Source organism: Rhizobium leguminosarum, assembly GCF_001679785.1.
Taxonomy (GTDB): domain Bacteria; phylum Pseudomonadota; class Alphaproteobacteria; order Rhizobiales; family Rhizobiaceae; genus Rhizobium; species Rhizobium leguminosarum_R.
In genome coordinates this window covers 787,322-810,032 of the sequence record NZ_CP016286.1, presented here as the reverse complement: position 1 = coordinate 810,032, position 22,711 = coordinate 787,322, and the positions used below count along the sequence as shown (strand labels likewise).

At 60.8% G+C, this 22,711-nt stretch carries 20 protein-coding genes and 1 tRNA gene; 9 read left to right on the top strand and 12 right to left on the bottom strand.

Features of this window, described 5'->3' with window-relative positions:
- The first annotated feature begins 2 nt into the window (after positions 1 to 2).
- The 3 genes from BA011_RS04180 to BA011_RS04170 all read left to right on the top strand — a co-directional run bounded on the left by BA011_RS04180 (position 3) and on the right by BA011_RS04170 (position 4,050).
- Positions 3 to 1,172 (top strand): glycosyltransferase, encoded by a 1,170-nt coding sequence (locus tag BA011_RS04180; protein ID WP_065279551.1) that lies wholly within the window; start codon positions 3 to 5, stop codon positions 1,170 to 1,172.
- Between the two features lie 74 nt (positions 1,173 to 1,246).
- Positions 1,247 to 2,809, top strand: a complete 1,563-nt coding sequence (locus BA011_RS04175) for an undecaprenyl-phosphate glucose phosphotransferase (protein WP_065279550.1) — start codon at positions 1,247 to 1,249, stop codon at positions 2,807 to 2,809.
- Positions 2,806 to 4,050: an O-antigen ligase family protein gene (locus BA011_RS04170; protein WP_065279549.1), complete on the top strand. Its 1,245-nt coding sequence runs from the start codon at positions 2,806 to 2,808 to the stop codon at positions 4,048 to 4,050. Before BA011_RS04175 ends, BA011_RS04170 begins: the two co-directional genes overlap by 4 nt.
- 27 nt (positions 4,051 to 4,077) lie before the next feature.
- Here the strand turns inward: BA011_RS04170 and BA011_RS04165 are convergent, their stop codons facing one another.
- The 3 genes from BA011_RS04165 to BA011_RS04155 form a co-directional block, all read right to left on the bottom strand.
- Entirely contained in the window at positions 4,078 to 4,911 is an 834-nt protein-coding gene (locus BA011_RS04165) for a carbohydrate ABC transporter permease (RefSeq protein WP_065279548.1), read from the bottom strand.
- On the bottom strand, positions 4,911 to 5,804 hold the full coding sequence (locus tag BA011_RS04160) for a carbohydrate ABC transporter permease (protein ID WP_065279547.1): 894 nt from the start codon (positions 5,802 to 5,804) through the stop codon (positions 4,911 to 4,913). Before BA011_RS04160 ends, BA011_RS04165 begins: the two co-directional genes overlap by 1 nt.
- A 125-nt stretch (positions 5,805 to 5,929) precedes the next feature.
- On the bottom strand, positions 5,930 to 7,270 hold the full coding sequence (locus BA011_RS04155; RefSeq protein WP_065279546.1) for an extracellular solute-binding protein: 1,341 nt from the start codon (positions 7,268 to 7,270) through the stop codon (positions 5,930 to 5,932).
- A 177-nt stretch (positions 7,271 to 7,447) separates the two neighbouring features.
- Between BA011_RS04155 and BA011_RS04150 the strand changes: the two genes are divergently transcribed.
- The 4 genes from BA011_RS04150 (at position 7,448) to BA011_RS44125 (ending at position 10,384) form a co-directional block, all read left to right on the top strand.
- Positions 7,448 to 8,062, top strand: a complete 615-nt coding sequence (locus BA011_RS04150) for a GNAT family N-acetyltransferase (protein ID WP_065279545.1) — start codon at positions 7,448 to 7,450, stop codon at positions 8,060 to 8,062.
- Between the two features lie 548 nt (positions 8,063 to 8,610).
- Positions 8,611 to 9,792, top strand: coding sequence for an ROK family transcriptional regulator (locus tag BA011_RS04145; RefSeq protein WP_065279544.1), 1,182 nt, complete (start codon positions 8,611 to 8,613; stop codon positions 9,790 to 9,792).
- A 73-nt stretch (positions 9,793 to 9,865) separates the two neighbouring features.
- Positions 9,866 to 10,159 carry a helix-turn-helix domain-containing protein gene (locus BA011_RS04140; RefSeq protein ID WP_003547265.1) on the top strand — a complete coding sequence of 98 codons (294 nt, stop codon included), beginning with the start codon at positions 9,866 to 9,868 and terminating at the stop codon, positions 10,157 to 10,159.
- Positions 10,160 to 10,234: 75 nt separating this feature from the next.
- Positions 10,235 to 10,384 carry a hypothetical protein gene (locus BA011_RS44125; RefSeq protein WP_186806497.1) on the top strand — a complete coding sequence of 50 codons (150 nt, stop codon included), beginning with the start codon at positions 10,235 to 10,237 and terminating at the stop codon, positions 10,382 to 10,384.
- 3 nt (positions 10,385 to 10,387) lie between these two features.
- Here the strand turns inward: BA011_RS44125 and BA011_RS04135 are convergent, their stop codons facing one another.
- Entirely contained in the window at positions 10,388 to 10,600 is a 213-nt protein-coding gene (locus tag BA011_RS04135; protein WP_029872887.1) for a hypothetical protein, read from the bottom strand.
- A gap of 197 nt (positions 10,601 to 10,797) precedes the next feature.
- Between BA011_RS04135 and BA011_RS04130 the strand changes: the two genes are divergently transcribed.
- Positions 10,798 to 11,031 (top strand): DUF982 domain-containing protein, encoded by a 234-nt coding sequence (locus BA011_RS04130; protein WP_065279543.1) that lies wholly within the window; start codon positions 10,798 to 10,800, stop codon positions 11,029 to 11,031.
- Positions 11,032 to 11,036: 5 nt separating this feature from the next.
- On the opposite strand, the gene BA011_RS04125 is transcribed toward BA011_RS04130, so the two are convergent.
- The gene (locus BA011_RS04125; RefSeq protein ID WP_017990988.1) at positions 11,037 to 11,258 is read right to left on the bottom strand and encodes a hypothetical protein; all 222 of its coding nucleotides are present in this window, start codon (positions 11,256 to 11,258) and stop codon (positions 11,037 to 11,039) included.
- Positions 11,259 to 11,797: 539 nt separating this feature from the next.
- Here BA011_RS04125 and BA011_RS04120 point away from each other — a divergent pair.
- Positions 11,798 to 12,430 carry a class I SAM-dependent methyltransferase gene (locus BA011_RS04120; protein WP_065279542.1) on the top strand — a complete coding sequence of 211 codons (633 nt, stop codon included), beginning with the start codon at positions 11,798 to 11,800 and terminating at the stop codon, positions 12,428 to 12,430.
- Positions 12,431 to 12,627: 197 nt separating this feature from the next.
- On the opposite strand, the gene BA011_RS04115 is transcribed toward BA011_RS04120, so the two are convergent.
- The 7 genes from BA011_RS04115 to bcsN form a co-directional block, all read right to left on the bottom strand.
- Positions 12,628 to 12,704 (bottom strand) — tRNA-Pro (locus tag BA011_RS04115).
- A 98-nt stretch (positions 12,705 to 12,802) separates the two neighbouring features.
- Complete coding sequence (locus tag BA011_RS04110) at positions 12,803 to 13,471, bottom strand: HAD family hydrolase (protein WP_065279541.1); 669 nt, start codon at positions 13,469 to 13,471, stop codon at positions 12,803 to 12,805.
- Between the two features lie 76 nt (positions 13,472 to 13,547).
- A complete protein-coding gene (locus BA011_RS04105) occupies positions 13,548 to 15,908 on the bottom strand; it encodes a cellulose synthase (RefSeq protein WP_065279540.1) in 2,361 nt (786 codons plus the stop codon).
- Entirely contained in the window at positions 15,905 to 16,951 is a 1,047-nt protein-coding gene (locus tag BA011_RS04100) for a glycosyl hydrolase family 8 (protein WP_065279539.1), read from the bottom strand. Before BA011_RS04100 ends, BA011_RS04105 begins: the two co-directional genes overlap by 4 nt.
- The gene (locus tag BA011_RS04095) at positions 16,948 to 19,347 is read right to left on the bottom strand and encodes a cellulose biosynthesis cyclic di-GMP-binding regulatory protein BcsB (protein WP_065279538.1); all 2,400 of its coding nucleotides are present in this window, start codon (positions 19,345 to 19,347) and stop codon (positions 16,948 to 16,950) included. The genes BA011_RS04100 and BA011_RS04095 overlap by 4 nt, the downstream gene beginning before the upstream one ends.
- Entirely contained in the window at positions 19,344 to 21,536 is a 2,193-nt protein-coding gene (gene bcsA / locus BA011_RS04090) for a UDP-forming cellulose synthase catalytic subunit (RefSeq protein ID WP_065282404.1), read from the bottom strand. Before bcsA ends, BA011_RS04095 begins: the two co-directional genes overlap by 4 nt.
- Positions 21,537 to 21,590: 54 nt before the next feature.
- Positions 21,591 to 22,571, bottom strand: coding sequence for a cellulose biosynthesis protein BcsN (bcsN, locus tag BA011_RS04085; protein ID WP_065279537.1), 981 nt, complete (start codon positions 22,569 to 22,571; stop codon positions 21,591 to 21,593).
- Between the last annotated feature and the right edge of the window lie 140 nt (positions 22,572 to 22,711).

The following is a 22,711-nucleotide window of genomic DNA, read 5'->3' as shown; positions in this document are numbered from 1 at the left end:
CGATGGGAAAACAGCAGCCGCTCCGCATCCTCCATTGCTTCAGGTCGCCGGTCGGCGGAATTTTCCGCCATGTCCGCGATCTCGTCGAGGAACACAGCAAGGCCGGCCATGAAATCGGCATCCTCTGCGACAGCTCGACCGGCGGCGAGCACGAGGACAGCCTGTTCGACGATATCCGTCCCTATCTCTCGCTCGGCCTGACGCGCGTGCCGATCCGGCGCTCGATCAGCCCGTCCGATATTGCGACGATGTGGGATACATACAAGAAAATCAAAAGTTTGCGGCCGGATGTGCTGCACGGACACGGCGCCAAGGGCGGCGTGCTCGCGCGACTTGCCGGCTCAGCGTTGCGGGTGAACAGGTATCGCGTAGCCCGCCTCTATACCGCGCATGGCGGAAGCCTGCATTATTCGCGCTCCTCGCTCAGCGGACAGTTCGTCCTCCGAATGGAGCGCCTGCAGGAATATTTCACCGATGCGCTGGTCTTCATCTGCGAATATGAGCGCGACACCTATGCGCGCAAGGTGGGTAAGCCACGGACGAAGACGAGACTGATCTACAACGGTATCGGCGAGCGCGATTTCGAGCCGATCCCGACCCGCTCGGATGCCGTGCATTTCATCTATGTCGGAATGCTCCGGGACCTCAAGGGTCCCGATCTGTTTGTCGATGCCTTCGCCAAGACCGAACGGCTGCTCGGCAGGCCGCTGTCGGCGCTGATGATCGGCGACGGGCCGGATCGCGACCGCTACCGTGAAATGATGGTCGAACGCGGCCTTGGCAAACGCATCGGCATGCTGCCAGCAATGCGGGTCCACGAAGCCTTCTCCATGGCGCAGAACCTCGTCGTTCCCTCGCGCGCCGAAGCCATGCCCTATATCGTGCTCGAGGGGCTCGGCGCCGGCAAGACGATCATTGCAAGCCGTGTTGGAGGCATTCCCGAGGTGCTTGGCGCCGACAGCGCAGCACTGGTGGAACCCGGCAATTCCGACGATCTCGCCCGCGTCATGGCGGAAACGCTGAGCACGCCCGACTGGCACGTCAGGACGATGCCGAAGCCCGAGGCGGTGAAGGCGGTGTTTTCCTCCGCCGTCATGGCACGTGATGTCCTGAAATTGTACCATGAGCTCGTCAATCCCGCTGCCGGCCAAGCAATGCCCGTCGCCTCGTAAATATTTCTTAGGGGCTTTCTGGTATTTCGCTTGCTGACAACGAGCGACTACGCCCCATGAACAAGCTGGGCCCCATGAACAAGCTGGAAAAAGGTGATCAATTCGACGTGGAAGCACTGCGCAAGCAGGTCTCCGACATCGAGGCGCGCGGCGGCGCGGGTCAGGAGAAGCCTTCCGACCCGACCGAAATCAACCCCTATGCCCGGCAGATCGCCGAACAGTTCCGCGACGGAACCAATTCGCCTGTGATCATCATCGGGCAATTGCGGCTGCTGGAATTCCTGGCGCTCTTCGCGATTGCCCTGATCGTCCGCTATTTCTGGCCCGGTGACGGCAGCGATTCCACCTGGATGCGGACGGGCATGGCAGCGATCGCCTCGGCCCTGACCGTCATCGGCCTGCAGCTTGCCGACACCTACACCATTCCTGCCCTTCGGGCGAAGCTGCGGCTGATGCCGCGCATCGTCGCCGCGTGGACGATCGCGCTTCTCCTGACCGTCGGCCTGTTCGCGCTCATTCGCGGCACCACATGGGCGATGGTCGATGCCTATATCCCATGGTTCGCCGCGGGTGCGCTCTTCCTTGCGACCGAGCGTTTCCTCGTCGCCTACGGCATCCGTAACTGGGCGCGCAACGGCATCATGGAACGCCGCGCCGTCATCGTCGGCGGCGGCGAGCCGGCCAAGGACCTGATCCGCATCCTCGAACAGCAGGCCGACAACGACATCCGTATCTGCGGCATCTTCGACGACCGCGGCGAGAAACGCTCGCCGATCATGGTCGCCGGTTATCCGAAGCTCGGCACCGTGGCCGAGCTCGTCGAATTCGTGCGGCTGACGCGCATCGACATGCTGATCATCGCCCTGCCGCTGTCGGCCGAAGCCCGTATCTACGACCTTTTGAAGAAGCTCTGGGTTCTGCCGGTCGATATCCGCCTTGCCGCGCATGCCAACCGGTTGCGCTTCCGGCCGCGCGCCTATTCGCATGTCGGCTCGGTGCCGATGCTCGATATTTTCAAAAAGCCGATACGCGACTGGGATTCCGTCGCCAAGCGCGGCTTCGACATCTTCTTCACTTTGGTCGCGCTCGCACTGCTCTGGCCGCTGATGATCGCCACCGCGATCGCCATTAAGGCGACTTCCGAAGGCCCGGTCTTCTTCATGCAGAAGCGCCACGGCTTCAACAACGAAATCATCAACGTCTTCAAGTTCCGCTCGATGTACACCAACATGGCCGACCCCACCGGCAAGGCCGCGGTAACCAAGGGCGATCCACGCGTCACCCGCGTCGGCCGCTTCATCCGCAAGACCTCGATCGACGAATTGCCGCAGCTTTTCAACGTTTTGAGGGGCGAACTCTCGCTGGTCGGCCCACGCCCGCATGCCGTTCTCGCCCAGGCGCGCGATCGCGCCTTCGCCGATGTCGTCGAGGGTTATTTCGCCCGCCATCGCGTCAAGCCCGGCGTCACCGGCTGGGCGCAGATCAACGGCTGGCGCGGCGAAGTGGACAATGACGAGAAGATCAAGTTCCGCACGGCCTACGACCTCTACTACATCGAGAACTGGTCGCTCTGGTTCGATCTCAAGATCCTGTTCCTGACGCCGATCCGACTGCTCAACACGGAAAACGCCTATTGAGCGCGATCGAGGCGACATATCCCCGTGTCGCCCAACCGCAGCGGATGACGCTGCGCCTGATCGGCTCGGCCTTCGTCGCCTTCGGCGTCTTTCTTTCCGGTTTCGTGATCGACGAGCCGGCACCCTATGAACTCTGGATGGCGGGGCTGATCGGCCTCTGGTTCATCCTGGGCCTCAGGATTTCGCGCAGCGTGGCGCCGCTGCTTGCCCTGCTGCTGACCTTCAATATCGGCGGCATGCTGTCGCTGACGCAGATGAAGGACCTGGCAACGGCGCCGATGTATATCGCGGTGTCGACCTTCCTGGCGCTGACGGCGGTCTTCTACGCGGCAATCATCGAGGACAGCCACAAGCGGCTGCCGCTGATCTTCAATGCCTGGACTTTTGCCGCCGTCGCCACCTCCGCGCTCGGCATACTCGGCTATTTCCACGCCTTCCCGGGCGCGGAAATCTTCACGCTCTACGACCGTGCCAAGGGCGCCTTCCAGGATCCGAATGTTTTCGGCCCCTTCCTGGTGCCGCCATCGCTCTATCTCGTCCACGGTATCCTGGTCGGTGACCTGAAGAAATCGCCGCTGAAGGCCGCCGCCCTGCTCGTGCTTGCGCTCGGCATCTTCCTCTCCTTTTCCCGCGCCGCCTGGGGGCTGTTCGCGCTCGGCGTGGTGCTGCTGATCTTCATCATGCTGCTGAAGGAGCGCAGCGGCGCCTTTCGCTTGCGCGTCCTGGTCCTGTCGCTGGCGGCGATCATCATGCTGATCGCGTCGCTGCTGGTGGCTCTGCAGATCCCGAAGGTCGCCGAACTGTTTTCGGCGCGCGCCCAGCTGGTACAGCAATATGACGGCGAACATCTCGGCCGCTTCGAGCGCCATCGGATCGGCTTCACCATGATGATGGAGCGCCCGCTCGGCATCGGCCCGCTGGTGTTCGGCACGATGTTTCCCGAGGACGAGCACAATATCTGGCTGAAATCGCTCACCTCCTATGGCTGGCTCGGCTTTGTCAGCTATGTCGGCATGCTTCTCTGGACGCTGGCTCTCGGTTTCCGAAACCTGTTGCTCGACCGGCCGTGGCAGCCCTTCCTGATGATCGCCTGGATCTCGGTTCTCGGCCATGCGGCGATCGGCAACGTCATCGATATCGACCACTGGCGCCATGTCTATCTGCTGCTTGGCACGGTCTGGGGCTGCGCGGCGCTGGAAGTGCGCCACAAGCGCGAGCGAAGAGTGAGGGGCGCGGCGTGAGGTCTTGCCGCCGACCGCATCGGCTGTCTATTTCGTCGCTCCTGCCGTCAAGCCGGCAATAAACCGCCGCTGAAAAATGAGATAAGTCACGATGAGCGGGAAAATGACAATCACCGCGCCGGCGGTCAGAACCGGCGTGTTGACGGTATAACGCCCTTGGAAAAACAGCATGCCGAGGGGCAGCGTCCGATAGTCGTCGTCGTTGACCAGGATGAACGGAATCAGAAACTCGTTCCAGGTCCATATGAACAGGAACAGCGCCAGTGTCGACATTGCCGGCACCATGAGCGGGACGACGATCTTGCGCAGGATATGGAAGCGTCCGGCGCCATCGAGAACCGCCGCTTCGAGAACTTCTTCCGGCAGTTGCTGCATCGCGCTGGCGAGGAAGATCGTCGAGAACGGTATCGACATCGCGATCTGCGGCAAAATCAAAGCCGCATAGGTATTGATCAATCCCAGATATCGCATTTCATAATAAAGCGGGATGATGAAGGCTTCCGCCGGCACCATCATGCCGAGCGTTAGGATAGCGAATAGCGTGCGCCGGAACGGGAACGACAGGTAGGCGAAGGCAAAACCGGTCAGCAGGCCTAAAAAGACGCTTGCAGCAACGACGGGTATGACAACGATGATCGAATTCCAGAAATAAATGTTGAAATGTCCGGCATTCCAAGCAGCGAGGTAATTTTCGAAATGTGGATATGCCGGCAGCGCGAATGCACCCTGCAGAACGTCGGCCTTGCTCTTTATCGAGGTCAGAAGCAGAAGCAGGAACGGCGTGATCGTTACGAAAGCAAGAAGCCAGAGGACAAGGCGAAGGAATAGCGTACCGGCGGAGATGTTAGACCAACGGCTCATCAAGCCCGTCCTTTGTTCTGCGAGCCCACCAGCCGGTGAATTGCAAAGTTGATGATGAATGTGAGGACCGCGCCGACAATGGCGATGGCCGCCGCAGCGCCGAACCGATTAAGCTCGAAGCCGAGCTGATACATGTAGATGTTCGGCACGAGCGTCGCGTTGGCGGGTCCGCCCCTGGTCATTGTAAAAATCAGGTCGAAGCTTTTGATTGACGCTATGACCGTCAGCAGCAAAACCACCCTTATCTCAGGCAAGAGAAGCGGCAGCGTTATCCAGAAAAAGGTTTTTCGCGCCGAAGCACCATCGACCTTGGCAGCGTCGAAAAGAGACGGATCGATGCGCTGAATCCCGGTCAGGAAGATGACCATGCAAAAACCGAAGAAATACCAGGTGGCAACGATCCCGACCGCGGGAAGCACAAAATTGAAATCTCCCAGCCACGGGAGTGCGAAGGCGCCTAAGCCCACTGCTCTGAGAAACTGATTGAATGGGCCAAATGCAGGATTGTAGAGCCATGCCCAGATGATGCCCAACACGGCAGTCGGCATGATATAAGGCAGGAACAGGAAGGTCCGCAGCGCAAGTTGTTCGCGCTGCTTCAGATTCCAGACACAAGCGGCAAGAGTTATGCCAAGCACGAGCGGCAGGACACAGTAGAAGATCATAAGCTCGGCATTGTTACGCAAGGCAATATAAAAACGGCTGTCAGAAAAAAGATCGACGTAATTGCCGAGACCAACCCATTTGGGCATGCTCAGGCCGTCCCAGCTGGTCAGGCTCAAACCCAAAGCCGCGATGATCGGTCCAAAGACAAAAGCCGCGTAGAACAGCAATCCGGGCAATAAATAGATAAAATTGGTCTGTTGCGAGCCATCAAGTGCGGAGCGTTTCATCCATTACTCCATAAAGCTAAAGCTGTGGTCATCGCGCAGCAAGCCGATCGCAGTGCTCATTTATTTGGCTCGAAGAGACTAAGGTCACGACCGCAGGGGACGGCCGTGACCAGCGCCTGCAATCTTTATTTCTTATCCTTCAGGTACGCCTGATAATCCTTGTCCATAGCATCGACAAAGGCTTCGGGCGTGATATTGCCGGACAGAAGAAGCGGCGTGTTGTCGTCTATTGTCTTCAGCATCGTCGGGCTCGACCAGTCGGGGTAATGGCCGAGAGCATCGTTTGCGTTGAGTGTCTTCCACATTTCGATGCCGGAGCTGAGGAGCGGCGTGAGCTTTGGCTTGGCGTCAGCCGCGAGCGACGTCGCCGGAAGATAGCCAGCATTGGCCCAGGTTTCAGCAGCCTTTTCCGAGACCATATAATCGATGTACGCGCCGGCGACGTCCTGTGTCGGCTTCGTTTTGGCAAGGCTCGTTATCGCCCAGGCAAGATCCACGCCCCCGACACTCATGGGCTTGGAAATACCTTTCGGGGCGGGAATCGCCATGAAGCCGATATCCGGATTGTGTTGCATGTCACCGAAATACCAGGTCCCGGAGATCAGGAACGCGCCCTGCCCGGAAATGAAAAGCTGGACGGCGTCGTCACCCGAGATGCCTTCGAAACCGGGGAAAAAATAACCGCCCTGTGCCCATTGCTGCACGAGTTTGGCGGATTCGATGTTCCCCTTGGTGTTCCAGGAGCCGCCCCGGCCGTAAATCAGATCGTCAAGCTCGGCACGATTGCTTGCGTCGATATGCGCTTGCTCGATGGCGCCGATCATGTGCAGGGCCAGATGCTGCTTTGCCGAGCCCATCATGAAGGGTGGAACGCCTTTTTCCTTCAGCTTATCAAGACCGGCCAGCAGCTCCTCGAAGGTTTGCGGCAGCGCTACTCCCGCATCGGCGAGGATCTTTTTATTGTAGTAGAGGCCAACGATCTCGCCGAGGCCTGATATGCCGTAGGTCTTGCCGACCCCAAATTTTCCATCTTCCCAGCGGTCTCGGGCAAGCACAGAATCCGACTGGCGCTTATCCCAGCCATATTTTTTGATGTAGTCGTCGACCGGCAGGAGCAATCCTTCCTTGACCATCGCCCCCATGTCACCCGCACCCTGATTGACTTTCGTGATGACAGGGCCATCACCTGCCGAAACTGCAAGCTTCAGCGTCAACTTCATGTCATCAAAGGTGCGGGCGGTGCGCTTGATCGTGACGCCGGGATGGGCAGCTTCGAACTCCTTGTTGAGCTGCTCTATGACCGCACTCTGGCCTTCATAGGTTTGGTCGTCCCACACTGCCAGGTCGTCAGCGCGCGCGGCTGTCGAAAAAAGGCCAAAACTCAAAAGCGCCGCGCCAGCAAGCGCGACAGCTGCTTTCAATCGGTATGCCGGCAGTAAGCTGATCGATTTCACGGTTCTTTTCATCTGCTCCACCTCATCTGGTTTATTTTCCACTCCCCGCTCAGGCCTTGCGCCAAGCACAGGCCGAACGTTTTCTTCCCCCAGAGCTTTGCCTGGCTGGCGATTCTGAGGTAATCGTCAATGCATCCGCTCCTCTCCCGACCCAAAATGACAAAGCGCCACGCAGGAGGTGGCAAAGTGATGGACACCAGCTGCTTCATCCGCCCCGCGATTGAAGCGGATATGGACGCCTTTTTCGACATCTGCCTGAAAACCGCGAATGGCGGTGAGGATGCCAGCGCGCTTTATAGCGACCCGCATCTGCCCGGCTATGTGTGGTCGGTACCCTACCTCAAATTCGCCAAGGACTTTGCCTTTGTTCTCGTTCAGGACGGCCGGCCGGCCGGCTATGTCGTAGGGGTGCCGGACACCAGCAGGTTCGACAGAGACTTGCAGACAAACTGGTGGCCGTTCGTCCGCCAGCAGATTGCGGGATTGGCACCCACCCGTCCGCGCGACGCCGACGTGATGGAACGAATTCAAAATCCGCGCAGCGGAACGGCGTGGCTTCAAGACCAGTACCCGGCGCATCTCCACATCAACATCCTTCCCGGACTTCAGGCAAGCGGTTGGGGGCGCAGGATGATCGCCACGGAGCTTCAAGCGCTTCGAAACCACGGGGTCGGAGCCGTGCATCTCGGGGTCGACCCAAACAACGAACGCGCCAGGGGTTTCTACCGTCGCCTCGGCTTTTCCGAATTCGAGCAGGATGGCTCCGTCGCCTTCGCAATGCGGATCGATGAGGGATCGGGTTGAAGCATTTCCTGGTTTCTCCGAGCCACGGAAAGGCCCTGTCTCCCGGGTATAAGCACCCTTGATTGGAGAAAATCTCACACGCCCGAAACTGCCTGCTCCCCACAAGGCGAGATCAGTGTGCCCATTCGGATGAACGTCGGCATGAAGGCGTGATACTATTGGCAGTAAAACAGGCTGCTCGGCGAAAAGCTGTCCATCAGTCGAGGGCTTCATCATGAGCAAATCCTCGGCAGCCAGGTTCAAGGAGTCCGCGGGACGCGAAAAAGGAAATAGCCGGTCAAGACCAGGCCAGTTCCTCTTTGGGCGATCTTGGCGGGCGCACGGCTAACCGGACGATAGGTATGGCGCATACTTCTCATCGACCCTCTTTATTTCATCGCGCATTTTCATCGCACGTTAATTCAAGCCTACAGCTGACCTCCCATTTGTCAAGAACATAGACAAACTGCCCGTTTCGATGTATTGAATTCCGGTTAGTCGCGATAGCTCTGACTTAATATCGCGCCTATTAAGTATGCGCTCCGAACTAATTTGACTGAGCTAGCCGGATGGCAATGACATCTTCTGTCGCACAGACCCCGATCGCACGAAAAATTTCAACCAATGCCGTCATCCGAACCGTGTTCGCGAACGGGTCGATCTCTCGCGCCGATATTGCCAAGCTGACCGGCTTGTCAAAGCAGACGATTTCCGATGTCGTGCGCGACCTTGAGGATGACGGATGGCTGAAACCAGTCGGGCAGACCGATGGTCGCCCGGGCCGGAATGCGATCACCTATGAAATCAACGCCAGGGCGGGACTGGCCGTCTCTATCGATCTCGGAAGCACCAAGATTGCTGGGGCTATTTGCGATCTGTTGGGTAACGTGGTTGCTGAAACCAAAGTATCCACCGACCCGCGCGGCGGAATGCATCTCGTCAATCAGTTCAGCGATCTTATCTTGGAACTCGCGTTTGCGGCCGGGACGACTGCCGACAAACTCCGTCTCATCGTTCTGGGCAGTCCCGGTGTGCTCGATCCGGCTACCGGACATATCAACGTAGCGCCAAGCGTCCCCGGCATCGACGCAATAAATCTGCGGCAAGTCTTCAGCGACAGAATGGGGATACCGGTGATCGTTGAAAATGACGTCAACCTGGCCGCCCAAGGGGAGAGATGGCGGGGACACGGTGTCAAAACCAGCAATTTTGCTTTCGTTGCTCTCGGCACGGGCGTCGGCATGGGCATCATCGCCAACGGAACTCTGTTGCGCGGCGCGCGTGGGGCGGCCGGCGAAATCGCCTATCTTCCGATCGGCGGCGATGCTTTTGATCCTGGCGGATTTACGCTTGGAACCTTTGAGAGTGCGGTCGGCAGCGTCGCGATGTTGCGCCGCTACGTCGGTTTCGGCGGCCGCAACGCATCCACCGTGGCCGATCTCTTCGCCGCGTTTAATGCAGGAGAAACGAGCGCCGCGGCGGCCATCGAAGAGACGGCAAGGCTGGTCGCAGTCGCTATTGCTGCAATCGGAGCGGCTCTCGATCCTGAACTGGTGATCACCGGCGGTAGCATCGGCGCAAGACCGGAACTCGTAAACGCCATCCGCGGTTTTCTGCCGCGTTGTACGCCTTATCCGCCGCGCATCGAGATCAGTCGCTTTGGGAACCGCGCCGCCCTGATGGGAGGAATGGGGATCGCGGTCGAGCGCATGCATGACGATCTATTTGGTGTCAAATTGAGGGAAGTTTGAAGAGCGCATGCCGTGCGGCCAACGTGCAGTGCCGCCACTTGAGAAGCGCTGGAAATGCGCTAGATTTTCCATCATGATAACAGCAACGCAGATACGCGGCGCGCGCGCCATGATCGGAATGAGCATCGAAGAGCTCGCCGCCGCCAGCGGCCTGCCGGTCGAGACTGTAATGGCGCTGGAAAACGGTGAATTCGCGGGCGAGCCGCACGCGCTGTTCGATGTGCGCAGCACGCTCGAGGCGAACGGCATCATCTTCCTGTCCAGCGGCAATCAGGATGAAGGCGGCCCCGGCATCCGGTTACGCGCACGCACCTCCAGCGATGACGGCATCCGGCCGGAAAACCTCAACGCCGCCAACGACGACTGACGGAACCAATCGCTTGCCCGGGCGTTTCGCTGTCCCATAACATATCGGGGCCTATAACTTATCGGGGGCAGTCTCTTGAACCGCAGCAATGGTCTCTACGTCATCATCGGCGTTTTTGTCGTCGCCGTCATCGGCCTCGGCGCCTATATCTTCCACGAGGAAAGCAAGCCGCAGGGGATCGAGATGAGCATCGGTAAGAACGGTGTCTCGATCGAGCAGAATTGATCTTTATAGATAGGTTTTTGCAAGGTCGGCGAGTTTGCCGCCATCCTTCACGCCTTGCCTGTAGAGCTGAATGATGACCGCACCGATCCGCTCGGCCTCCGGCGTCGTCCTGGCGAGGCCGCGTTCGTCGCAGACCTTGTCGAGCACTTGCGAAAGCAGATCGAGATCTTCCGAAAATAGCGGTAAATCATGCGGATGAATTGATGATCGTAACATCACGCCGCATCTCCTCCGAGGGCAAACGCATCCACGCTTGCATCGCCAGCCGCCCTCCGCAACCGACCATAAAATCATTATGCGCGAGGGTCTGAAGTTTAGCAACTGCGCAAATTTCTGTGGAACAAAATTATGGAACAAAATTCTATCACGCGCGTTCTGGCCGCGTTTGGTAGCAGGAATCAGTGAGTGCAGACGTGAGTGAAAAACGCTTTCCCTCCCCCGTCAGGGTCATTTCTCCAAACAGCAGTCTGATCGTTTCGACCGTCTGGGAAGCCGTCGAATATCTGAAGCGGTGGCCCAGCAAGCGTGGGCGCGATTATCGCGTTGCGCGCCAGCACTGCCTGGATGCACTCGACGGACTGCGCAGCCCGCGCGCAGCACAGGCATCCTTCATCACGGCAGCGAAAACGGCGGGATTGCTAGTGTAAGATCGTTAGCTGTTGCGTCCACCGCCGGCAGCGATGAGCTGAGGATGGACGGAGCCTTCCATGATCACCTTGGCGGTAACCTCAATCACCCGCTCCTCGGCGAGTTCAGCAAGCGCGAGGGCGACATCGCCTTCCGACCAGCCGGCTTTGACGGCCTCGTCCGACAGAGCCTGGAACGCGCTGGCGAGGCTCTGCCTGCAAGTTAGATTGTGCTTCATATCCGCCATGCTCGACTAGGCTATCTGTGACAGGGATAATGTTAATCTACACATATTCACGAGAATGCGAAGAGGCTTCAGGTTTTTGCAATCCAAAATCGGGTTAGTAACTTTCAAATTTGGTGTAATTTTAACAAAATGCTACAAATACCGCCTCTCCCAACTGAAGGATTACCAAAAGAACTAAAGGATTTATTTATGACTCACCTTCAAAGGGTATTTCATCGCGTTATTTAGTTTAAATGGTAGAAGAGGGCCGAGCCGGATGCGGTGGCGCTTTGAACCACTATAATGCGGCAATCTGAACGCGGGCCGTTTTCAGCATCTTCAGGGCACCCTGTTCAATCAGCTTCGGGATCCTTGCTGGGGCGAGCGTCGGGCGTGCTTGAGGACGTCTCGTGCAGTCGCTACAGCCATTCGGCGGGCGACGCTTAGCCGCCGCGACCGCCTTTGGCGTTAATCACCTTAATACCACAACGACACCACACTCCCGTCAAAGTCCGCCGTACCATTGGCCGCTCACTTTCTTAAGATTTTCAGGAGGTAAAATGTCTATCGAACTGGACGCTACGACCTATGTACACGCCAAGCCGGCGACCGCCCATTCCTATATTCTCCCGGCCGTTGTCGATGTTCTCGAGAACAGTTTCCAGGAGGCAAATGAAACGGCGGTGTTCGACCTCGGTTGCGGCACCGGCGGTGCTGCAGCCGTGCTTGCGGAAAAAGGCTATGACGTCGTCGGTGTCGATCCCTCGAAGGACGGCATCGCGAAAGCGAGAACGGCCCACCCCGATCTTCCGCTGGAAATCGGTTCCGGCTACGAAGATCTTTCCAGCCGGTATGGGACTTTCGATGCCGTGATCAGCCTTGAAGTGGTGGAACATGTCTATGATCCCAAGGCTTTCTCGGCCACCATGTATGATCTGGTGAAGCCTGGCGGCATCGCCGTTATGTCGACGCCTTTTCACGGTTACTGGAAAAATCTGGCATTGGCCGTCAGCGGAAAGATGGATGACCATTTCATGCCGCTGAAGGACCATGGCCATATCAAATTCTGGTCTCCCGGAACGCTCAGCACGCTGCTCGTCGAAGCAGGCTTCGAAGACGTCGACTTCGAATATGTCGGGAGGATTCCGCTTCTGGCGAAGTCGATGATCGCGATTGCTCAGAAACCGCACTGACGGCGGCCGAATCCCAGCCGCCGTTTGCGATGGCGGCGCCACAGCTTGTTGCAACAAGAACAAATGGCATTTTCGTTCGGGATTTTTCGGGACTTACAGTTCCCGTTTCAGCATTTCTGCCGACGTCTCGTTCCGCTCTCCGCCGCTGGCGGGACGAAGAAAAGTGACATTCTGACTGGGTTTTTCAAGGGGATAAATGGTCGGGGCGACTGGACTCGAACCAGCGACCCCTTGACCCCCAGTCAAGTGCGCTACCGGGCTGCGCTACGCCCCGACCTGCCGAAACGGCTTGCTTCGTTTAGTTTTTCAGCGCGTGCAATGCAAGCGGAAAAACCTTGCCTTCAAGAAAAAGGAGGCGGTTTGCGCGAATGGTCAGATCGCCGCGAGCCTCAGCCGGCCTTCGGCGGTTTGACGAGGCTGCCATGCCTGGTAGTTGGCGATCGAAAAATGCGGCGTTTCGAAGGGCGTGGCGTGCGTTTCGGTGATGACGGTGACGTCGGCGCCGGCGGCCTCGCCGGCGAGGATGCCGGCGACCGCATCTTCGAAGACCAGGCATTTTTTCGGATCGACACCGAGGCGACTTGCACCGAGCAGATATCCTTCGGGGCTGGGCTTGCCTGATTTGACCTCTTGGCCGCTGACGATGACCTTCGGCATCGGGACGCCGGCAGCGGCCATGCGGCGCCTGGCGAGCTCGATCGGCGCCGAGGTGACGATCGCCCATTTGCCATCGGCGATGGCATTGAGGAAACGAACGGCGTCGGGGATCTCGACGATGCCGGAGACATCCTCCATTTCCTCGGCGAGCAGCAGATCCGCCTCATGTGCCGGATCGACGCCAGGCAAGCCAAGCCCGCGGATCACATCGGAGGCGCGGATGCCGTGGATCGTCTTCAGGAAGACCTCCGGCTCGAAGCCGTGGCGCCTTGCCCATTCACTCCAGACGCGTTCGACGACCGCAATAGAATTCAGCAGCGTTCCGTCCATGTCGAAAAGGAAGGCGTCATAGGATCTGTCGAGGATGTCATGGAGAGCGGGCACGGGCTTTTCCTTGCAAGCATGAGGCCGGAGCGGCCTTTGTGCAGGCGAGTAGCGGAGAGCGGAAACGGCGTCAACGTCAGTTGTTGGTGTCTGGATGCGTGACGTTACGGACGTCGGCAAGACCGCGGGCGGCGTCGCGGCTGCCGGTTGCGGCAGTGGCTTCGAAGATACGGGTCGCATCGCCGTACATTTTGAGATTGAGGTAGCAATAGCCGCGCAGAACCATCAGGTCGATGCGTTCCTGCTGCAGCTGGGCGCGCTGATCGAGATAGATGAGAGTTTCGCGATAACGGCCGGCATCGAAGGCCGAAAGCGCACGGTCTGCGAGGATCGCCACCTGAAGCTCGGCGGCGCGCTGGCGGTTCTGCGGCGCCTTGGTGGCCGCGACAGCGGCATTGGTGGAAAGACCGGCGCGGAGATAGGCAAGGCTCTGGCCATAGGCTGCGTCTTCACGGACCTTGCGGGCCGGGCTCTGCAATGCGGCCTCGAAGGCCGAGATCGCCTCCATCGGCCGGTTGATATCCATCAGGCACCAGCCGCGCGACAGCGCGTCGGCCGGCTTAAGCTGCCCCGCGTCGATGGTCCTCGAGCAGCCGCGCGTCTGGCGCGGGCCGCGCGGGACGGTCACCGTGTCCATCGCCGGTCTCGCCGCACGAACGACCACTTCCGCACCCGGCTGCAGGATCACGCGGCGCTCTGCCGGAAGCGGCTCGGCCGGGGGGCGCTGCGCCGGTTGAGCCGGTTGCTGTGCGACAAGCCCCCCCTTCGCCGGCGGCGGCGTGACGGCGTTCGGCATCAGGGAGGACGTGTCTTCGAGATTGGTGATCCGGCTCGACCGGCCGGCCCAGGCGCGCTGGAGGTCGAGCACGCCCTTGCGGTCGCTCAGTTGCTCGCGGGTGATGACAAGGCCATAGGCGGACGGTTCGTCATCAGGTTTCCAGGCAAGCGCCGTCTCGAACCAGCGTGCGGCGGTCTGGAACTGGTTGAGGGAACGGGCATACCAGCCGAACTGCTGCGCCGTCGGCACGTATTTGCGGGCGATGACCTCGCCAGCGATGCGGTGCAGCACGTCTTCGGCCAGATCGGCCGGCGGCTGCAGCGCCATCAGGTTGGCGGTGGCGGCGAGATAGGTTGATGTCGCATCCTCGGAATCGGTGCGCCAGCGGAACATCACCTCTTCGGCTTCCTTAGGCGCCTTGCGGGCGATCAGCGCCAGCGCCAGCCCCTGCGAAGCGGTCGCCGAATCTTGCTTGGCTCGGGCGGCACGGAACCATTTCTCGGCATCGGCATCATTGTTGCGGCGAAGCTGGTACCAGCCGAGCAGCAGCGCATCGGGGGCAAGCCCCTCCGTCTCGGCGAGTTTTTCGAGGCGGGCGATATAATCGGGCGCGATGGCGAGATTCGGATCGTCATCGCCCTCGGCCATGAAGCGTCGGGCGAGGTTGTCGCGAATCGCGTCGAATTCCTTGTTGCCGTCGGCGGCAGGCCTCTCCAGCGCGAGCAGCGCCTGCATCGGCTGGTAGGCAAGCAGCGTCGAGGCCTTCTCGACCGTCGCCTGCCGCTCGGCCGGATTGGTGCAGTTCTTCAGGATATAGATGTAGGCGTCCTGGCCGCGCTGCGCCCTCTCCGTCTGGATGAAGGCTTCGGCCACGCGCCAGAGAACATCGACCTCGCTGCAGGTGAGCAGGCTCGGTGTTGCGGCAGCGATATCGACCACAGTCGCATATTGCTTGAGGTCCGAAGCATTGACGAGGCGGGCACGGGCCTCGGCGACGTCAAGCCGGTCGAGCAGATCGGCCGGCGGCTGCCATCCGGCATCGGCTGCCTGGCGGTCGGCGACGGCCTTGCGCAGTTCCGCATAGCGGCCATCGGAATAGAGCTGCCACATGGCCTCGAGCTGCTTGTCGCCATTCTGCGGCACGGCGAGCGGATCGGCTGGCGGAACCCAGTTCGGATAGAGCGCCTGAAGGCGGGAGATTTCGGCCTGCAGGCGCACCTTGTCGCCGCGGCTGGCGAAATAACGAAGCGCACTTTCATCGACGGTAGGCTGCGGCGCCGCGGCCGCCTGCTGTGGTGCCGGCGGCTTGGAAACGATGGGGGGTGTGACTGGTGCCGGCTGGGCGACCGTCTGAGCCGGCGGAGCAGCCGTCTGAGGTGCCGCAGGCTGCGATGCAGCGGCATCCGGCTCGGACCTGTCCGGTGCTGGCGGCGGGGAAGTGATCGCCTCTATCTTGTCGGCGACGAGTTGCGCGTTGAACTCGGGATCGCCGGCAGGACCATCCGTCGGTTTGATGCGGCCCATCATCATCAGCTCCGGCGACGGCTTGCCGGCGGCCCCAAGGCCGAACTTTTCCTGCAAAGCGGCACGATCTTTCAGCCCGGTGACGAGGGTCGCCACCACAACTGCCGCTGAAACCGCCACGAGAGAAGACTTCACAGACACTCCGGATGCTTCTCCCCAATATAGGCCAACCCCAGCAGCTGGAGCGTGGACGGATAATAGAGTGCGGGCGCAAATTGCAGGGCCGAGACCGGCAACTTGGTCCCATCGACCACACAGGCCACAACATCGTTAACAATACGATAACCAGGATCCGACAATACAGCCTTCGGCCGGCCGGTGCTCAGATCGATCGTGGCGGGAACGCCGTCTTGCGACATCCCTTGTTGCAGGCGGGTTAGCAGCGCCTTGTCGGTGACACCGCCACGAGCGAGATAGAGCGGGATGCGGATGGCATTATAGGCAAACTCGGCGTCGAAACCCTGTGCCGGCTGCGGCTGGCCGCTGAGGCTCACCCATTCGGCTGGAAGCTTGCGCGGCCCGAACTGCATCGTCTTCAACAGCGTTAAGCCGTCGTCCGATAGTTTTTGCCAGGCATCCGAGGGAGCGAGCGCCGCCATCACCGGGATCGCCTCGTAAATCCAGTAGGACGGGTTGACGACGGGGCCATCTTCACGGTCGGTAGCGGCAAAACCCTCACTCCCCGGCAGCAGGAGCGTGTGGCCGGACGAGTGCACAACGGTTTCGGCAAGCAGGGCTTGCGCCATTCGGGAGGCGGCGAGGATATAGTCGTTGCGTTTCCACGCCGTGCCGGCAAGCGCCAGCGCATAGGCGATCAGCATGTCGCCATCCGAGGCGTTGTTGGTGTCCGTGACGTGCGGCTTGCCGTTCGGATCCCACTTCCAGACGGCCAGGCCATCGTCGCGCAGCAGCAGCTCCGTGCGGGTAAAATACCAGATCTGCTCGAAGTCGGCAGGGCTGGCTGCGAGATAGGCGAGCAGCATGCCATAACCCTGCCCTTCGCTGTGGCTGATATTGCCGTTGCCGTTATCGATGATGCGGCCGGTCGCATCGAGAAACTTCGCCTTGTAGGCCGACCATGCGCCGGCATTGATCATTGCCTGCTGCGCAACGGCGGGCGCTCCCCCGGGAGCGAGCGCGACCGATGCCGCAAGCAGGAGTGCGCGCCACCGCCTCATTTCGACCGACCCAGTCTTCTGAGCATGCTTGACGTGGTGACCCCGATCAGCAGCACGAAGACGACCAGCAGGGAGGCATAGGAGAGGATATTCGTCGACAGCCAGTTGGCGGCGATCAGGCGGTAATTGGAGATCGACCAGGGTGTGGACGGCACAAAATCGAAACGGGTGACGGGCACGGTCTCGATCTTGCCTGTCTTGCTCGAATAGGTGGTGATGTGGCCCGATATCTGCGGCCAGTTCAGCTGCGTGGTCAGAACCTCGAGCCCTTCGCGCAAATCCTTCGCCGATGGCGCCGCCACCACGGTCCAGGCGCCGGCTCCCGCGGGGCTGGAGCCCTGTGCGATCAGCAGCGTGTCGGCGTTGGCCGGCGTGAAAATCTGCTCGGCGCCGGGGATGAATTGCAGCGAGCTGCGGGAGATATCGAAATTACGCGACACCCACTCGCGGAACGCAGTGATCCGGTTGCGCAAGACACCGCCGCTGACCTTGGAATTCCACTCCTCGAAGGCCGTACCGGTATCGACGACGCCCGCCTGCGTATCGGCCACGGGATGCCACGAGGCCTGGCTCGCCGTGGCGATATTGGTCTGCGACAGCGCGGTTGCCGGCATCTGCGAGATGGAGCCGATGAAGATCGCGTCACGATCGCCGATCGTATTCGGCGAGGCGACGGTTTCAACGGCGATCGGATGGCCGGCGGTGATCGCCATCTGACCGAGCAGCGTGGCGGCTGCCGAAAGCGTGTCGGCATCGATGCGGTCGATGAAAAGCGGCGTCGGTTCCGTGGCCCGGCCATAGGGATAGGCGGTGCCGGCCATTGCCGCCAGGTTCGGACGTTGACCGACGCGGGCGAAATCCGGAATTTGCAGTTCGGAGGTATCGAACAGGGCAAAGCGCGGGGTGGCGCCGGCGGTCGAGCCCGGCGCACAGACGGCATCGTCCTTGGTCATCAGGATCGCCTCGATCGCCACCGAATTGAGGCCGGGCTTGAAGTGCCGCATCGTCACGCGGATCGGCAGATGACGGAGAATGCCGCCTGATGTCGTCGTGATCGGCACGGTGGAGGCGATGTTGTCATTGACGTAGATATCGATGTGACTGCCGGGCATTACGTTATCGGTATAGGCGGCGTCGAGCAGCACCTTCGCCTCGCCATAGGCATTGGCATAAAAATCGGCCGGTACGGCAACATTAAAGCTGGTCCGCAACCGCCGGCCGGAGAATTCGGTGGTCTTCACGCCGAGCTGCGACAGGGCGATATTCGTACCGGAAAAGACCAGCGGCGCGTTCGGCGCGCTCCAGCGCTCGGTGGTCAACACGTCTCGGCGGATATCCGAGGACCGGTCTGTCGGCGAGACGATGGTATCGATCGCCGAGGAGACCGCCTGCCAGGAGGGGCCGCTGATCAGAAGTACCGGCAAGCCGCTGCGCGGATCGGTGACGAAAGCGGCGAGTGCCGCACTTTCGGCACCGGGCGGCAGGCCCGGAAAGATCGGCCGCAGTTCTGCCGCAGTACCGACGAGCACGCTGAGCTTGCCAGGCCCGCCGGCCGGAAGCGAAGCAGTGCTGAAGGCAAAGATCTGGTTCGGCATGCTGCTCAGCACCGACAGGCCCTGCGCCAGCCGTAGCAGCGGCTTGGTGGTTCCCGGCTGCTCCAGCGCCGGGACAACGATATCGAACTCCGTCTTGCCGGCACCGTCGACGCCGATGGCGCGGATTGCGTCGGCGCTCGATAGCTGGGCGACATCCCTGCCGGTAAAGCTCAGAAAGGTTCCGGCCGGATCGATATTCGACCACAGTTCATAAGTCGATTGGATGCTGCAATCTGTTCGGTGGCGCTGATCGGCTTCGAAGGTGACGAGATTGGCGCCGGGCTGCAGCAGACTGGGCGGAACCTCGAACGTGACGGCCGACGGGCCATCCGGCGAACCGACGCGCTGCTGGCCGATCGGGCGGTTGTTGAGATAGACGGTCAGCGCCGAGGCCTCGGGCGCGACGACGATCGCATTCTGGTAGGCGAAGGTGAAGCTTGCCTTGGCCGCCGCCTGCTCCGGCGTCAGATAGACCGACCATGACCGGCGATCGTATTCGCCGCCGAGACCGAGTTGCGAAAAGGGCACGACATAGCGACGGACATCACCGGGGCGCGGCACGGCGGTATTTGCCGTGGCGGCTGGCTGGGGCGCAGGCGCCGCCGGCTGCGGCTGGGCGACGACCGCCGGAGGAACAGGAGCGGCCGGGGTTGCGGGCGGCGTAGGCGACGTCAATCTCGGGGTAACGGATGCCCCGGGCGGCCGCTCGCCGGACATGTCGAAGGGCGCCGTCTGCGCCTGGGCGAAGGCGAAGGCGGAGGCATTCAGCAGGAGAAGCGAGGCAGCGACGATCTTTCTCATCCGGCGTTGACCTTTGCCGCCTTCTGCTGGGCTTCCCTCTCCGGCCGCATGCTGCGGAAGAAGTAAATGAGGCCGCGGCTCGTCTGGTAGAACGACAGGCCGAGGAACCAGATGGTGCCACGGATCAGGCCCGGATTGCGACGGCGCGAGGCCTGGAACTCTGTCCACTGATCGGAATTGGCAAACATCAGGTCGGCGATCAGGCGATGATCAAGTGCGCTTTTCGGCATGTACTGGCAACCGACATTGCTGATATCGCCCGTCGGCTCGATATTTCGGACGATGAGCGGCAGGGTTTCCAGTTCCGCGCCGCTATAGGGCCGGAAGCGGATCTCTCCGAGTGCGCCAACCAGCATCTCGTCGAGCTGCTTGTTGAAGATGTGAAGCCTGGCACCGTGGACGGAAACGTCCTCGATCGAGGCCGCGTACCACTTGCCGTTGACGCCGAATTCGCAGCGCCGGTTGACGCGGACGCGACGGGACAAGGCGCGCTCGCCGCGCTCCGACACGACACCGAGCGCGCAGCCAGCCATGATCAGGTTGATGAGATTCCATCCGCCGACGACGAGCGTGACGTCGGCCTTATAGGGCTCGGCATAGATTTTGTAGATGGTGATGACGAGCGCGACGATCTGAACCGCAAAGATGACGAAGAACGGACGGCTGATTTCCGACAGTCGGCTGACGGCAATCGATTCGTCCTTGGCGGTGACCTTGAAAGTCGGCTTTCGCGGATTGAGCATGACGGAGACGACTGCCGGCAGCAGATGCACGGTCTGAACATATTCGTAGAGCTCTGAAATCCAGGGCCAGCGGAACGACCCGTAGAGGTAATTCTGCATCATCAGATTCACGAGCATATAGGCAAGCGTGTAGGCGAGGAACTCGCCGCCCGAGGCTGTGAAGATTTCCAGGTCGAAGAACAGGTAGAAGAGCGGCGCAAACAGGAAGATCGTGCGCGGGAACGGGAAGAGCCAGAACAGCGTGGAGGACATATAGCAGAAACGCTGCGGGATCGTCAGGCCGCGCTTCAGAAGCGGAAAGCGGAAACGCAGGATCTGCATCATGCCCTGAGCCCAGCGGCTGCGCTGGCCGATGAAGCTTGCGAAGGTGGCCGGCTGCAGGCCGGCGATCAGCGGCTTGTCGACATAGATGCTGTTCCAGCCGCTGCCGTGGAGCGCCAGCGCCGTCTCGCAATCCTCGGTGATGCTGATTCCACTGAAGCCGTTCTGGGATTCGAGCGCCCTGCGGCTCAAAACGGCGGCCGAACCGCAGAAGAAGGCGGCGTTCCATTTATCGAGGCCGCGCTGGATGATGCCGTAGAACATCTCGTTCTCGCTCGGCATCTTGTCGAAGGTGCGCAGGTTGCGTTCCAGCGGATCGGGATTGATGAAGAAGTGCGGGGTCTGGACGAGGAACAGCTTCGGATCGTCTTCGAAGTAACCGACGGTCTCGAGCAGGAAATCGCGGGCCGGCGCGTGGTCGGCATCGAAGACGGCGATGAGTTCGCCGGTCGAATGTTTCATGCCGTTGTTGAGGTTGCCGGCCTTGGCGTGCTCGTTGCGGTCGCGCGTGAGGTAGTGGACATCGAGATCGTCGCAGAGCTGCTTCAACTCGATATGCCGGGCCGCGGCCGCCTGGGCTTCGAGCAGCTTGCCGGAGTTGCGCTTCTGCAAGGTCGCGCCGTCGTCGAGCAGCCACACATGCAGCTTTTCGGCCGGATAATCCATGGCCTTGGCGGCGGCCAGTGTGTTTCCCAAAAGGCCGGCATCCTCGTTGTAGGATGGCACGAAGACGTCGACATGCGGGAGGCGCCCGGGGTTGGCGGCACGCGAGGGGCGCGACGGCAACGGTGTGGCAACAATGAACAGGCTGAGCGCCAGCATCGCGACGCTATACATTTCGGCAAGATAGAGCAGCAGGCCGGGAATGAAGTTTTCCAACTGGTTCAGAGGCGGCAGCGTATTGGTGGTGCGCCAGTAAACATAACGCAGCACGATCGACGTGCCGAAGGCGAGCGCCACCAGGCGCCAGGTCCCCTCGCCCTTCAGAATCTTGATCAGCGCCATGACAGTCACGACCGTGATGCTGGTGATGAGCTGGGTCTGCAGGTTAACCGGCAGCGTGATCAGCACGATCATGCAGAGCGAAACCACGGCCCATATGATGACACTGCGGGCTTTGCGCATCGACGTTCCTTCGAAATTGCTCAACCGGTGCCAATCAGGCCGCGGGCATGCTCATTATCTCCGGCAGGCGGCCGTCATGGCGGCGTCGCCTACGCAGTCGGGCGAAGGCACGGTGACGCCGATCGCCCTTACCGATTGTTCGATTGGCGCAGCGGCCGCAGGCGGCCTTGCGCTCGTCTGTGGCGCCTCACCCGGCAGCGGCACGCGCGGGCCGATGGGTGCCGGCGCCGCTGCGACGCCTTGAGCCGGTTGCGCGGTCGAGGCGCTGCGAACGGCAGCTGCCCGCGGCCGGCTCACAATGGCAGGCGCCGGCTCGTAGCCGATCGGCATTGGGCTGGCGCGATAACCCTCTTCGTCGGGATAGATCGGCGCGCCGGTGCGCCCGAGCGCAGCATGGGCAGGCGGCGGATTGCCGTAAGGGTTCCAGACCTCGCCGTCGAAGGTGCCGGTGACGGTGTAGCCATAGACGATGCCGAGCAGTTGGCGCTCGCTGGCACCCGCATCGCAGAGACGCAGGCGCAACTGGATCATGCCGAAATTGCGCGCCTGCGTATTGGCGTTGGTGCTCGAGCGGATCTGCTGCCAGGCATAGAGGCAGGTGTCGCCGCTACGGCTGCGGCCGGAGGCATAGCCGAAGGGACCATAGGCGTTCTGCAGGAAGGTCGCCGACGTCGCCATCGGCACGCCGGGGGCCGAACGGGCCACCTCGCGGGCAATGCCGCTCTCATTGATCATGCTGAAGCCGGCATTGCCGGCGCCGGGATTGGCCCCCGAAGCGCCGAAGAACTGGATCTTCAGCGAATTCTGACCGGGCACGGAGGATGAGGTAAACAGCGAGATCGTCTGCTCGACGCCGTTGCCGCGTTTGCGTTCGACGACGCTGACGATCGACGGGCCGCCCGGCGGCGGCAGCACCAGCGCCTTTTCAGGCGCCACGGTTTCTGGTCCGGAAGGCTGGCGTACACCGCCTGTCGATGTGCAGCCGGCCATCATGCCCGCCACGGCCAACAGCAATATGGTCTTCCGCAAGCGCATGTCTCGAGCCGCCGCAATCGTCTTCCAGAGATCCACTCGCAAGTCGAAACGCGACGGATCGTCGAATCAACGACCGGTTGGTCGTCCGTTCAGAATAAACGTCCAACATGGTTAGCGAAAAGTAAACAAGCGAGCTCTAA

Bases quoted from the DNA above. Each gene is read 5' to 3' on its own strand.
- BA011_RS04180 (WP_065279551.1), top strand. From the start codon at position 3: ATGGGAAAACAGCAGCCGCTCCGCATCCTCCATTGCTTCAGGTCGCCG.
- BA011_RS04175 (WP_065279550.1), top strand. From the start codon at position 1,247: ATGAACAAGCTGGAAAAAGGTGATCAATTCGACGTGGAAGCACTGCGC.
- BA011_RS04165 (WP_065279548.1), bottom strand. From the start codon at position 4,911: ATGAGCCGTTGGTCTAACATCTCCGCCGGTACGCTATTCCTTCGCCTT.
- BA011_RS04160 (WP_065279547.1), bottom strand. From the start codon at position 5,804: ATGAAACGCTCCGCACTTGATGGCTCGCAACAGACCAATTTTATCTAT.
- BA011_RS04155 (WP_065279546.1), bottom strand. From the start codon at position 7,270: ATGAAAAGAACCGTGAAATCGATCAGCTTACTGCCGGCATACCGATTG.
- BA011_RS04150 (WP_065279545.1), top strand. From the start codon at position 7,448: ATGGACACCAGCTGCTTCATCCGCCCCGCGATTGAAGCGGATATGGAC.
- BA011_RS04145 (WP_065279544.1), top strand. From the start codon at position 8,611: ATGGCAATGACATCTTCTGTCGCACAGACCCCGATCGCACGAAAAATT.
- BA011_RS04140 (WP_003547265.1), top strand. From the start codon at position 9,866: ATGATAACAGCAACGCAGATACGCGGCGCGCGCGCCATGATCGGAATG.
- BA011_RS04135 (WP_029872887.1), bottom strand. From the start codon at position 10,600: ATGTTACGATCATCAATTCATCCGCATGATTTACCGCTATTTTCGGAA.
- BA011_RS04125 (WP_017990988.1), bottom strand. From the start codon at position 11,258: ATGGCGGATATGAAGCACAATCTAACTTGCAGGCAGAGCCTCGCCAGC.
- BA011_RS04120 (WP_065279542.1), top strand. From the start codon at position 11,798: ATGTCTATCGAACTGGACGCTACGACCTATGTACACGCCAAGCCGGCG.
- BA011_RS04100 (WP_065279539.1), bottom strand. From the start codon at position 16,951: ATGAGGCGGTGGCGCGCACTCCTGCTTGCGGCATCGGTCGCGCTCGCT.
- BA011_RS04095 (WP_065279538.1), bottom strand. From the start codon at position 19,347: ATGAGAAAGATCGTCGCTGCCTCGCTTCTCCTGCTGAATGCCTCCGCC.
- bcsA (WP_065282404.1), bottom strand. From the start codon at position 21,536: ATGCGCAAAGCCCGCAGTGTCATCATATGGGCCGTGGTTTCGCTCTGC.
- bcsN (WP_065279537.1), bottom strand. From the start codon at position 22,571: ATGCGCTTGCGGAAGACCATATTGCTGTTGGCCGTGGCGGGCATGATG.